This window comes from Tenacibaculum sp. AHE14PA (assembly GCF_019278465.1).
Taxonomy (GTDB): domain Bacteria; phylum Bacteroidota; class Bacteroidia; order Flavobacteriales; family Flavobacteriaceae; genus Polaribacter; species Polaribacter bernardetii.
In genome coordinates, this window is the sequence record NZ_CP058983.1 from 2,269,029 (window position 1) to 2,283,401 (window position 14,373).

6 protein-coding genes are annotated in these 14,373 nt (G+C 33.8%); 3 read left to right on the plus strand and 3 right to left on the minus strand.

The window, feature by feature from the left end:
- Positions 1-15: 15 nt before the first annotated feature.
- From H0I30_RS10470 to H0I30_RS10480, 3 genes are all read right to left on the minus strand, one after another.
- On the minus strand, positions 16-3,399 hold the full coding sequence (locus tag H0I30_RS10470) for a GEVED domain-containing protein (protein ID WP_218771809.1): 3,384 nt from the start codon (positions 3,397-3,399) through the stop codon (positions 16-18).
- A 219-nt stretch (positions 3,400-3,618) separates the two neighbouring features.
- Positions 3,619-7,872: a GEVED domain-containing protein gene (locus tag H0I30_RS10475; protein ID WP_255554370.1), complete on the minus strand. Its 4,254-nt coding sequence runs from the start codon at positions 7,870-7,872 to the stop codon at positions 3,619-3,621.
- Positions 7,873-7,951: 79 nt separating this feature from the next.
- Complete coding sequence (locus tag H0I30_RS10480) at positions 7,952-10,378, minus strand: GEVED domain-containing protein (RefSeq protein WP_218771810.1); 2,427 nt, start codon at positions 10,376-10,378, stop codon at positions 7,952-7,954.
- A gap of 294 nt (positions 10,379-10,672) precedes the next feature.
- On the opposite strand from H0I30_RS10480, the gene H0I30_RS10485 reads away from it, so the two are divergent.
- The 3 genes from H0I30_RS10485 to H0I30_RS10495 are packed head-to-tail and all read left to right on the plus strand — an operon-like array spanning position 10,673 to position 14,356.
- Complete coding sequence (locus H0I30_RS10485; RefSeq protein WP_218771811.1) at positions 10,673-12,334, plus strand: ABC transporter ATP-binding protein; 1,662 nt, start codon at positions 10,673-10,675, stop codon at positions 12,332-12,334.
- Between the two features lie 56 nt (positions 12,335-12,390).
- Complete coding sequence (locus H0I30_RS10490) at positions 12,391-13,407, plus strand: sugar phosphate nucleotidyltransferase (RefSeq protein WP_218771812.1); 1,017 nt, start codon at positions 12,391-12,393, stop codon at positions 13,405-13,407.
- Positions 13,385-14,356, plus strand: coding sequence for a lipopolysaccharide assembly protein LapB (locus H0I30_RS10495; RefSeq protein WP_218771813.1), 972 nt, complete (start codon positions 13,385-13,387; stop codon positions 14,354-14,356). The genes H0I30_RS10490 and H0I30_RS10495 overlap by 23 nt, the downstream gene beginning before the upstream one ends.
- The last annotated feature ends 17 nt before the right edge of the window (positions 14,357-14,373 follow it).

The window sequence follows — 14,373 nt, forward strand, 5'->3', positions numbered from 1 at the left end:
AAATAAAAAGCTCTATTATTTCTTCATTAATTTAGTTGTTAATGATTTCTGACCATCATTTACTTCTAAAATATACATTCCTGTATTTAAGTTAGACACGTTAATGTTCGAAGAATCTAAACGACCTTTCTGTACAACTCTACCAATTACATTTACAATTTTGTATGTCATATTATCAGCTTTAGAAGCTAATTTAACTTGTACAAAATTTGTAGCTGGATTAGGATATGCCATTAAACTTAAGCTTGCTTCGTTTCCTAAAGCATCTCCTTTTACATCTGTAAAAGTGGTGTTAAAGTTAGATGCTGATGCCGTAATATTTACAGTATAGTCTTCTACTTCACCGTCTGCGAATGTTTCACAAGCCGTTTGTGCTGCATTGTATTTCATTGAAACACGCATTCTTGTTTGACCTAATGTTGCATTAGATGGTACAGCAACTGTTGCTGTTAAGTTATTTGCGCTTGATGATGATCCTGAAACCACTTTCTCGCTATCTGCAAACGTTCCATCCTGATTAAAGTCAATCCATACTGCCCAGTGCTCTGTATATGCTGTTCCTGAAAAACCTGCACTTACAATCATTGAGTTTGAACTTCCTTGACCTAATGTTGCTACTTTAGAGGTAAAATCTCCGTAACCACCATTTCCTGCAGTTGCGTTAGTCATTCCTCCTAATTCTACATTATCAATCCACTCATAAGAAGATCTGTTTCCTTTTGATGCACAATAAGAAACTTGGTTTGATAAAGTTGTTACGCTTACAACATTACTTGATGCTGATACATTATCTGCAGCATCTTTTGCTCTTACAGAGAAAGTATATGCCGTTGCTGCTGTTAAACCAGTAATATTTGTAGATGTTCCTGTAGTAGAGCCTAATAAAGTTGCTCCTTGGTAAACATCATACCCAGTTACTGCTACATTATCTGTAGATGCTGACCAGTTTAATGTTAAAGTAGTTTGTGTTACACTTGATGCTGCTAAACTAGCTGGCGCACTTGGTGCAGTAGTATCTGCTTGTGACCCTCCAATTACAACCGTATAATCTTCTACTTCTCCATATTCAAAAGAAGCCTCACATGCTGTTGGTGTTGCATTGTACTTTAATACTACACGCATTCTTGTTTCTCCTGTTGTTGCTGATGTTGGTACGGTAAAAGAGCCAACTACAGGTGTAGTTTTCGATTTTGCTTTTATGTACACTGTTTCTCCTGCATCAGAGAAATCTCCATCTTGGTTATAATCAATAAATACACCATATCCTTCATCATAAACAGTACCTGTCCATTTTGGAGTAATTGTAATTGTATTAGATACTCCTTTTGCTAAAGTAGTTGAGATTGATGTGAAATCTGAATATCCGTTTCCTCCTGTTGAAGTATTACTTATGGTTCCTAATTCCACTTTCTGAATATATTCATCATTTACACTTGCTCCTTTTGAGGTACAATAAGAAATTGTAATTGCTGGAGTTGTAAAGTTTACAGACGCACTGTAAGCTGAATTCCCTGAAGAACACTTACTGCGTACTTGTACTTCGTATTGTGTAGAAGCTGCTAAACCACTTAATGCTTTTGTAGCTGTAGAAACTGCACTTGTTGACCAAGTAGAAGATGTTGTTGCTTTATATCTTACATCATATGTTGCACCTGTTACAGCTGCCCAGTTTACTGTTGCATCTGCTGAAGAAACTCCGCTTATAGAAACTCCTGTTGGTACAGTTGCATTACATACAACAGGTGTACCAGTAATACCTGTTACTATTAATGTATAATCTTGGCTACCTCCGGTTAAAGAACCTTTATTTGTAACTGTAATTGTATATGTTCCTGAAGCTCCAGAAACATCTACTCTTTCAAAAGGATCAACATTGTTGTCTCTTTTTGCACTGCTTGTTGCTCCTGTTAATTCATATGGTAAATATGATGTTCCTCCTTTAGTAACTCTTAAATCTAAATCGTTTACTAATACAGGTGTAGTTGAATTTACACTTGAAGTTGCAACCCCTGGTCTATCCGTCCAAGAAATAGATGCTAATAATGGATTAACTCCATCAGCATTTACAGTAATTGTATATGTTTGACCTGATGTTAATGTTAATTCTTCAATCTTAGATGTATTCCCTTTATTTGAAATTGCCTCTGCTGCTTTTTTAGTATGTAATAATCCCCATCCAAAAACTGCATCTGGTCCAGAAACTCCTGCATCATCTGCAGTATGTAGCGCTAAACCTTTTAAGGTAGCTGCTCTCATAAAAGTTCCATTATTTAAGTTTTTGTGGTGCTGTTGTAATAATAACAATGAACCTGTTACGTTAGGCGAAGCCATAGACGTACCTGTAATAGAGTTATAAGCGGTGTTACTACTCTCATAAGTTGAGTAAACATTTGTTCCGTTTCCAGTAATATCTGGCTTAATTCTAAAATCATCAGTTGGTCCTTCACTACTAGAGCTATTGATAGAAACAGAAACTAAATTTCCGTTTGAATCAATATTTGCATCTTGTGCATTTGCTACAACTAAGTTATTTTTAGATGTTGAGTGCCCGGTTAATTTATCGAAACCAGAACCTCCTGTTGGATTCGTGTTTGCTGTATTGTCGTTACCGTCGTTACCCGCAGCTACAACCATTAAGTAGTTAGGTGCGTTAAACATAATTTCATCCCATCCTCTAGATTCGTCAATATATCCTCCAAAGTAATTTTGTGGTAATTGAACTTGTCCTTGTTGGTTTCTAGTTGCGTAACCGTATGAGTGATTAGAAATTAACATTCCGTTAGATGCTGCAGAAATTGCTTCTGATTTATCATTGTTCCAGTCACTTCCTCTTACTTTTGAATGTGGTGCCATTCCTTTAGCTTCTGCTCTTACACCAGATGCCATAATAGTTCCTGTTACGTGAGCAGCGTGAAAGTTTAATGTAGAACTACCATCAAAAATAGAAAAACGATTTGTTCCTCCTGCACCATCATACTCTTGGTGAGATGCTCTTGCAAGACCTCCATCCCATACATAAGCAGTCATTCCCTGCCCCATTAAGTTAAGTCCTAGAGATCCTCCAGCATTTAAATGGTTTGCTCTTGTAGATTTTGCTGCAGCTGCATTAGAAGTGGTGTAATATATTGGTTTACCATTTACAACTCTTTGTAATTCAACTAAACTACCATCTTTAGTAGTAAATTTAGTTTTCCAACCTTTTTGTTTTGCAATTTGTTTTGCTTGTTCTTTTTCTGTTTTTGCAATCTTTTGAAAGTTTCCTTTCATTGTTTGAAGTTTTGTCAAATTGTATTTACTACGAATTTGCTCTACTTCACTTTTGTCTTGAGCTTGTGCCTGAAAATTTAATCCAAAGACAACACCAGCCAATACAAGGCCTTTAAGGTACTTGTGATTCATTTTTGAAGGGTTTAAGTTAGTTATTCGTAAATGACTTTATTATTAAAAAATTCTTAATATTTAATCATTAACACCTCAAATATAGTAAAAAAATGAAATATTCGTAATTAAATGATTAAAAAATAAAGATATTAACAAACAAAGGGAATGAAAAAACCATTAAACCCAGTATATTACTGGCTTTAATGGTTTTAAAAAAATAATTAGTGTTTTATACTTCTATTTTTTCATTAATTTAGTTGTTAATGATTTCTGACCATCATTTACTTCTAAAATATACATTCCTGTATTTAAAGTAGATACGTTTATATTAGAAGAATCTAAACGACCTCTTTGTACAACTCTACCAATTACATTTACAATCTTGTAAGTAATGTTATCACTCTTAGATGCTAACTTAACTTGAATATTGTTTATTGCTGGATTAGGATACGCCATTAAGTTTAATGATTTTTCATTTCCTAATGCTTCACCACTTATACCTGAATCAATTGCTCCTGAGTTAGGAGTTGAACCCACAATATTTACAGTATAGTCTTCTACTTCACCGTCTGCAAAAGTTTCACAAGCCGTTTGTGCTGCATTATATTTCATTGAAACACGCATTCTTGTTTGACCTAATGTTGCATTAGATGGTACAGCAACTGTTGCTGTTAAGTTATTTGCGCTTGATGATGATCCTGAAACTACTTTCTCGCTATCTGCAAATGTTCCGTCTTGGTTAAAGTCAATCCATACTGCCCAGTGCTCTGTATATGCTGTACTTGCAAATGCTGCACTTATTACCATTGGGTTTGAACTTCCTTGACCTAATGTTGCTACTTTAGAGGTAAAATCTCCGTAACCTCCATTTCCTGCAGTTGCGTTAGTCATTCCTCCTAATTCTACATTATCAATCCACTCATAAGTAGATCTGTTTCCTTTTGATGCACAATAAGAAACTTGGTTTGATAAAGTTGTTACATTTACAACATTACTTGCTGCAGATATATTATCTGCTGCGTCTTTTGCTCTTACAGAAAAAGTATATGCTGTTGCAGCTGTTAAGCCTGTAATATTTGTAGATGTTCCTGCTGTAGAAGTTAATAAAGTTGCTCCTTGGTAAACATCATAACCTGTTACCGCTACATTATCTGTAGATGCCGACCAGTTTAATGTTAAAGTAGTTTGTGTTACACTTGATGCTGCTAAACTAGCTGGTGCACTTGGTGCAGTAGTATCTGCTTGTGCCCCTCCAATTACAACCGTGTAATCTTCTACTTCTCCATATTCAAAAGAAGCTTCACATGCTGTTGGTATTGCGTTATACTTTAATACCACACGCATTCTTGTTTCTCCTGTTGTTGCTGATGTTGGTACGGTAAAAGATCCAACTACTGGTGTAGTTTTTGAAGGTGCTTTTGTATACACTGTTTCTCCTGCATCAGAAAAATCGCCATCTTGGTTATAATCTATAAACACTCCATATCCTTCATCGTATGTAGTTCCTGTCCACCTTGGAGTAATAGTAATCGTATTAGACGATCCTTTTGCTAAAGTAGTTGAGATTGATGTGAAGTCTGAATATCCGTTTCCTCCTGTTGAAGTATTACTTATTGTTCCTAAAGCAACTTTCTGAATATATTCATCATTTACACTTGCTCCTTTCGATGTACAATAAGAAATTGTAACTTCTGGAGTTGTAATGTTTAAGACTGGACTTGCAGCTGATTCATTTCCTGCCGCATCTATAGCTTTAACAGTAAAAGAATATGCAGTTGTTGCATTTAACCCTGTAACATTATATGTATTACTAGTTGCTGTTCCTATTTTGGTAGTCCCTCTATAAACATCATATCCTACAACACCAACATTATCTATTGAAACTGTCCAGTTTAAAGTTAAACTAGCATCAGTTACGTTTGATGCTGCTAAGTTCGATGGTATTGTTGGAGCTTCAGTATCAGCAACTGCATTTGCAGTAAATGAACCTGTAAAAACTCCTCTACCATAAGTTGAAGCTATAATTTTATTCTCTGAATTATCTCCACTAACATTATAATAATCGAATGAAGTTACACTAACATCACTCATACCATTATACGCTTGAGACCAAACAGGGTTTGTATCGTTAAAATTAGAAGTAGACCATACCCCTAATTGTGTTGCTAAAATAGCTTCATTTCTATCTAATGGGTTTTGTAAAATATCTCTTACTGGTATGTTTGGTAAATTACCTTCTTTACTCGTCCAGTCATTACCTCCGTTTGAAGTTGCCCAAACACTTGTTACACCGTAATTATGAATTGTAACGAAAATATCATTTTCTGTTGCTCCTAATCTAACTGATGAAATAGCACCGACAAAAGGTGTATTTATAGCCGCCCAAGTTGCACTTGAATTATTAACATTAGATAATTTTACTAATTTACCATTTGCTAAACCTACAAACCATCTGTTATTCGTAAAAGATGACGGTAAAAATGCTGTTGGTTTTGCATCTAATAAAGCATTTGTTAAAGTACCATTATTATTTGCCGCTACATTAATACTCATAATAGCATTTGCAGAAGCTGTAGATTTATTTGATAATAATCTATTAGCATTACTATCATACCCCATTTGATTTACAAAATCTCCTGTTGCTTGATCACTTGCTAACGTTCCTGAAGAACCTCCTTGTCTTCTTCCTAAACCATTCCATGGTAAATTAAACTTATATATCACATTATTAACATAAGTTGCGATCATATACTGACCATCTTTATCAACAAATGTGTAAAAACCATCACCATCACTTAACTCTGTAGAGCTATTTACTCCTGGAGATGCATTTTTAAATGCTTGTGTACCGTTATCTTGTGCTCCTGCTGTTAATATTAAGTTAGAACTTCCAGGTCCATCAGGTCCAATTCCTGCTTTTACAAACTGAGTTACATTGTAACCTTTATTACGTGCACCAATTGTTCCACCTGCATTACCAGAATAGTAAACTCCACCATCGTTACCAAATAACATTCTAGACGAAGAATTGTTTCCAAAAGCAATTGAATGTTGATCCGCATGTACATTGTTTGGTTGACCAAAGCCACCATACCAGTGAGATAATTGAGACCAAGAGTTCCCACCATTACTTGTCTTAAACAAGTCAATTCCTCCAACATAAACAATGTTATCATTATTAGGGTCTGCTTCAATTACTAAATCATAAAAAGCTTGTCCTCTTGTAAAATCATTAGCAGCAATACCTGTATCGGCATCGTTTGGTAAAGGTGTTGCAGCGACAGAATTAAAACCGTTTGTTGTTTTATATATAAGAACTGGAGCAGCTGATGTTGAACCCTGTGCTAAGACATATATTTTATTACCGTTTGTTGCAGATGGTTCTATTTCAACTCTATTTGCATTTGCTAGCGGAGAAGCTACTGCTTCTGTCCAAGTAGCACCATTGGTAGAACCATAAACTTTACCACCACCTTCACCTAAGGCAGAATTTATAGTACCCATCCATAATCTATTATCTGCTCCTACTTCTAAATCATTTGGTATATGATAATATGAAACACCGTCTCTTTCTGAACGCATGTTGGCAGATTCAATTCTATTCCATGTTCCTCCATTATCAGTAGAACGATATAAACCTGCTGATTGCAGTCCTAACCAATTTGATGGACTAGCAGCTGCTCCGTAACGAAAAGCACCTACTGCTACAAATAATTCTGTAGAACTTCCATTATCCCAAGCTAAAACATCATTTACATAATGAATTCCTGATACAAATAAATTTGAAGCATTAAAATTAATATCTCCTCCTCCTGCTGCAGGAATATTTAATGCTGTCCATGTAGTACCTCCGTTAATAGTTCTATATACACCATTACCAACAACATCACCTCCTGTATATTGTTCTCCTGTACCTACATACCAAATATTAGAGTTTCTAGGGTCTACTGTTATAGAAGTTACTGATAAATTACCTGGCACATTTTCTACTCTTTGCCATTGTGAATTTGCGCTACTAATATTATTATTAACCCATAAACCTCCACTTACACCACCAGCATAAACTTTATTGTTTGAAGTATCATTAGGGTCAAACATAATAACTCTAGTTCTACCTCCTACATTATTTGGGCCTCTTTCTGCCCATGAGTTTCCGCTATCTCCAGGAGATCTTTGAGCCTGTCTTTTTTGTACTAATTCGTTTCTTAATTTATTTAATCCATCTTGTTCTAATTTACCTGTTGATGGATTTATCGTTAATTCCCACATTTGCTCGAAATACCTATTAGGAGGTAAACCAAAATGTTTTCTCTTCTTTTTATCCCATTTTAAAGTTTCCTGATAAGGACTATTCTTTAAAAATTCTGAATACGTTTTTCTCTCTTTTTCAAGAGATAAAGCATTGTTTTCTGTAGAAAATTGCTTGTAACCTATTGTCGCAACAAGGGCTACAGACAAACTTCCAACTAATAATTTTAGCTTTTTGTTCATTCTGAAAGGTTTTATTTGAATTAAAATAGAAAAACCTGAGCAGGATTTGCTCAGGTTTTTATTATGTAGGTATTAAAAATTACTTTTTCATTAATTTAGTTGTTAATGATTTTTGACCATCATTCACTTCTAAAATATACATTCCTGTGTTTAAGTTAGATACGTTTATGTTAGAAGAATCTAAACGACCTTTTTGCACAACTCTACCAATTACATTTACAATTTTATAAGTAATGTTATCAGCTTTAGATGCTAACTTAACTTGTACACTATTTACTGCAGGATTAGGGTATACCATTAGGTTGATGTTATCATCGTTTCCTAATCTTTCACCACTTACTGGGTTTTCTTCTCTAGCACTAGATACAATATTTACAGTATAGTCTTCTACTTCACCGTCTGCAAAAGTTTCACAAGCCGTTTGTGCTGCATTATATTTCATTGAAACACGCATTCTTGTTTGACCTAATGTTGCATTAGATGGTACAGCAACTGTTGCTGTTAAGTTATTTGCGCTTGATGATGATCCTGAAACTACTTTCTCGCTATCTGCAAATGTTCCGTCTTGGTTAAAGTCAATCCATACTGCCCAGTGCTCTGTATATGCTGTACTTGCAAATGCTGCACTTATTACCATTGGGTTTGAACTTCCTTGACCTAATGTTGCTACTTTAGAGGTAAAATCTCCGTAACCTCCATTTCCTGCAGTTGCGTTAGTCATTCCTCCTAATTCTACATTATCAATCCACTCATAAGTAGATCTGTTTCCTTTTGATGCACAATAAGAAACTTGATTTGATAAAGTTGTTACATTTACAACATTACTAGACGATGATACATTTCCTGCAGCATCTTTTGCTCTTACAGAAAAAGTATATGCTGTTGCTGCTGTTAAGCCCGTAATATTTGTAGATGTTACTGTAGAAGAACCTAATTTAGCTGCTCCTTGGTATACATCATAACCTGTTACCGCTACGTTATCTGTAGATGCTGACCAGTTTAATGTTAAACTTGTTTGAGCTATACTTGATGCTGACAAACTAGCCGGTGTACTTGGTGCAGTAGTATCTGCTTGTGCCCCTCCAATTACAACCGTGTAATCTTCTACTTCCCCATATTCAAAAGAAGCCTCACATGCTGTTGGTGTTGCATTGTACTTTAATACTACACGCATTCTTGTTTCTCCTGTTGTTGCTGATGTTGGTACGGTAAAAGATCCAACTACTGGTGTAGTTTTTGAAGGTGCTTTTGTATACACTGTTTCTCCTGCATCAGAAAAATCGCCATCTTGGTTATAATCTATAAACACTCCATATCCTTCATCGTATGTAGTTCCTGTCCACCTTGGAGTAATAGTAATCGTATTAGACGATCCTTTTGCTAAAGTAGTTGAGATTGATGTGAAGTCTGAATATCCGTTTCCTCCTGTTGAAGTATTACCTATTGTTCCTAAAGCAACTTTCTGAATATATTCATCATTTACACTTGCTCCTTTCGATGTACAATAGTTTGTTCCTGTTGGTGGCGTTGTTCCTCCTCCAAATTTATCTGATAAAGCTAAAGCTCTTCTAGAACCACCTGCCAATAATACTGCACGCATTCTATTTTTTTGTCCTGTTGTAAATAAATTCATACATGAATCATCTGAGTAATCCATATAGTTCTCTACCATATCCAAAGAACCACAAGAAGAATGTGTTGATGCACAACCGTAGTTTGCTGCGTCCGATTCTGGTGTATCAGATACGAAATCATCAACTCCACAACCACCGTCACCCCAAATGTGACGTAAGTTTAAATAGTGACCTACCTCATGAGTAGTTGTTCTACCACCATCAAACGGAGCTTGAGCTGTACCTGTTGTACCAAAATATTGATCTGCCATTACAACTCCGTCTGTAGAAGCTGCTCCTCCAGGAAATTGTGCATATCCTAAAATAGTACCTCCTGTTGGTCTTGTAATGTTATCAACAATCCACATATTTAAATACTCTGCAGTATCCCATGGGTTAACACCTCCTTGAGATGCTCTTTTCATTTTATTTTCTCCTGTAAGCCAAGTAGAAGTTCCAACCTGCGTTCTGGTAATACCAGATGTTGCATTTCCATTTGGATCAACAGTTGCTAATTTGAATTCAATTTGTGAATCGGCAGCTTGAGACCATTTGTTATTTCTATCAGAATTAGTTCTTCTGAAATCTTTATTTAATACATCTAATTGAGATTGAATTTGAGCTGTACTAATATTGTTAGATGAGTTTGTGTATAAAATATGAACAACTACAGGAAGGGTTATAATGTTACCTGACACTTTGCTGTGACGGCTTTCCATTTCTTTTACTCTTTTTTGAGTAAATTCTTCTATCTGTGCCATTCTTTTTTCAAGACCTGGATCTTGAGCCATCCTTTCCTCTAAGTCTTCCATCGCATGACAGGTTCTTTTTTCCTGTGCAAAAGATGCTGTTACAAAAAATACGCACATAAGTGCCAAAGTAATTTTTTTCATATTGAAGGGTTATTAAGTTAGTTAAAATAGATTTAAATAGAAATGATACATTCACAATAAAAATCCATTTTTTTAAATAAATGAAAGGCAAATATATGAAAAAACATAAATAATCCTACTTTTATAGTGGTTTTTGTATATTTTCTATAAAATAAACAAGTATAAAAATCACATAAACCCAGTGATGCTGTAGGTTTTTAATGTTTTATATATTTAATATTCAAAAACACTTAATAGCTCATAATTATTATATTTTGCAAAAATTAATTGTATTTTTATTAAAAATTTACAAAAATGCTTCAAGTTAAAAATTTAGAAATAAGTTTTAAAAACGCACCTCCTGTTATTCAAAATATTACTTTTAGTTTACAACAAACTGAAATACTAGGTATTGTAGGAGAAAGTGGAAGTGGAAAATCGGTAACTTCGTTAGCTATTTTAGGTTTATTACCTAATTTTGCTGCTATTAAAGGTGAGGTGTTATTTAATGATCAAAATTTATTGACTTACACCAATAAAGAATTTCAAAAAATTAGAGGTAGTAAAATAGGAATGATTTTTCAAGAACCGATGAGTTCTTTAAATCCGACTTTATCTTGTGGTTTTCAAGTTTCTGAAGCTTTACAACAACACACAAGTTTATCAAAAGATGAAATAAAAGAAGAGGTAATTTCTTTATTTAAAAAAGTAAAACTACCAAGGCCTGAAAGTATTTTTAATTCCTATCCACATCAAATTAGTGGTGGTCAAAAACAACGTGTAGTTATTGCAATGGCAATTGCTTGTAAACCAAAAATTTTAATTGCTGACGAACCAACAACAGCTTTAGATGTTACGGTTCAGAAAGAAATAATTTTACTTTTAAAAGAATTACAAGAAGAATATAAAATGGGAATTATTTTTATTTCTCATGACTTAGCCCTGGTTTCTGAAATTGCAGATAATATTATTGTTATGCATAAAGGTAAAATTATCGAGCAAGGTAAAGCTGTTGATTTATTTATCCATCCAAAAGAAAATTATACCAAAGCGCTTATAAACTCTAAACCGAATACTAAAAAACGTTTTAAAATATTACCAACTGTTACTGATTTTATTAACGACACTGTAAATACTTCTTTATATAGTAATGAAGAACGTGATGAGTTTCATCAAAAAATATATAACCAACCGCCATTATTAGAAATTAAAAATCTTCATAAAAATTTTATTTCTAATGCTTCTTGGTTTTCCAAACCTACTGTTGTAAAAGCGGTAAATAATGTGTCTTTTAAAATTTATGAAGGTGAAACTTTAGGTTTGGTAGGAGAGAGCGGTTGTGGAAAAACCACATTAAGTAGAACTATTTTACAATTAGAAAATGCTTCTTCAGGAGAAATTATTTACAACGGGCAAGATATTACGAAGCTATCAAAATCAGCATTTAAAAAATTACGAAAAGAAATTCAAATTATATTTCAGGATCCTTTTTCATCTTTAAACCCGAGAATTACTGTTGGTAATGCGATTCTCGAACCCATGAAAGTTCACCATATTTTAAACTCATCAAAAGAAAGAAAAGAATACGTGTATAATTTATTGGAGAAAGTTGGCCTAGAAAAGTCACATTTTAATAGATATCCGCATGAGTTTTCTGGCGGACAACGCCAACGAATTGGTATTGCGCGTACTATTGCTTTACAACCAAAATTAATTATTTGCGATGAATCTGTTTCTGCTTTAGATGTATCGGTACAAGCGCAAGTTTTAAATTTACTGAATCAATTAAAAGCTGAATTTAATTTTACTTATATTTTTATTTCCCATGATTTATCTGTTGTAAAATATATGGCCGATCAATTGGTGGTAATGAATAATGGTAGGGTAGAAGAAATTGCTGATGCTGATGAAATTTACAATAACCCAAAGACCGACTATACCAAAACATTAATAGCAGCAGTACCTAAAGGACTCTAACTTTTTTCAATGCTTTATTAATAGTATATTGCACCGTTAAAAACGAAAAGAAAAATATGAAAATTATAGTTCCAATGGCAGGAATCGGGTCTCGTTTAAGACCTCATACATTAACAACTCCAAAGCCATTAACAGTTATAGCTGGTAAGCCAATTGTACAACGTTTAGTTGAAGATATTACTTCGGTTGTAAACCAACCTATAGAAGAAATTGCTTTTATAATTGGTACTGCTGCAAAGGGTTTTCCTGCAGATACTAAAGATAAGTTAATTGCTATTGCAGAAAGTTTAGGTGCCAAAGGTTCTGTGTACGTTCAAGAAGAAGCGTTAGGAACAGCTCATGCAATTTATTGCGCAAAAGAATCATTAACAGGTTCTTGTGTTGTTGCTTTTGCTGATACTTTATTTAAAGCAGATTTTACGTTAGATGCAAATGCTGATGGTGCTATTTGGGTAAAACAAGTAGCAGATCCTGGTGCATTTGGTGTTGTAAAATTAAAAGATGGAGTTATTACTGATTTCGTTGAAAAACCGAAAGAATTTGTTTCTGACTTAGCAATTATCGGAATTTATTATTTTAAAGATGGTGATAAAGTTCGTGAAGAAATAAAGCATTTAATTGATAATGATATACGCCCTTCTGGAGAGTTTCAATTAACTGAGGTTTTAGAGTCTTTAAAGCAACAAGGGGCAAAATTTATTCCTGGTAAAGTTGATGCTTGGATGGATTGTGGTAAAAAAGATCCAACCGTTGATACTAATAAACAAGTTTTAGGTTTTGAACAAGCTGATGGCAACAATTTAGTTGCTAACGATGTTGTGTTAGAAAATTCAGAAATTATTCAACCTTGTTTTGTGGGTAAGAATGTGGTTTTAAAAAACACTAAAATCGGACCTTTTGTTTCTATCGGTGAAAATAGTGTTGTTGAAAATTCAACAATCATAAATTCATTAATTCAAACAAATGTTCATATTTCTAATGCAAAATTAGACAATGCAATGATTGGTAATCATGCCAAATATAATGCTAATTATACATCAGTAAGTATAGGTGATTATACAGATCTTACATAATAAAAGAAGCAATCAAGAATCAAGAATTAAGGTGTTTTTATCTTTTTTCTTGATTCTTTATTCTCTCTTTATCTACTCTCAAGACAGCATTCCTGCTGCCGTAGGTGTTATTGAAAAAAATGACATCCAGTTTCAAGATAACTTTTTTAAAGCACTCTCTCAAAAAGCAGTTTATAACTACAAAAAAGCCATTGAGTATTTAGAAAATTGTAATGAACTAGTACCAAATAATAAAGCCGTATTATTTGAACTTTCTAAAAATTACCTAAAACTAGGTAGAAGTAATGAGTCTTTAGAATATATACATTTAGCCCTGCTTAAAGAGCCAAATAATTTATGGATGCTAGAGCATAAAGTAACTATTTTAAGAAGGCTTGCAAATTTTAATGATGCGATAGTTACCCAAGAAAAAATTGCAGAAAAACATCCGAAGAAAAAACAATTATTAGTTTTTTTACATTTACAGAATAGAGATATTCCTGCTGCAAAAATAGTTTTATCGGAGTTAAAAGGGGATAGGCTATTAAACGCTAGACTTCGAAGAATTGAGGAAAAACTTTATGAAACTGAAGTTAAAAAAATCAAAAAGAAAACAGAAAACACAGATTTACGTGCAACTTTCGAGAAACAAAAAACATACAGTAGCTTACAACTTTTATTAAACGACTTAACAGCAAGCAATCATGTTGATTTATTAAAATACAGTGAGCAAGGTTTAACGTTGTTTCCAGCCCAACCATTTGTTTATTTAATGAACGGTAAAGCGCTTAACAATACTAAAAAATATAAAAAAGCATTACAAAGTTTGCAAAACGGCATTGATTTTGTAATTGATAATAACGAAATTGAGGCAAAATTTTATACAGAAATGGCAAGAGCTTATCAAAAATTAAATAACCCTAAAAAGGCGGATTTATTTAAAAGCAAAGCCAAGCAAATTCTAAAATAATTGTCTTTCCACTTATA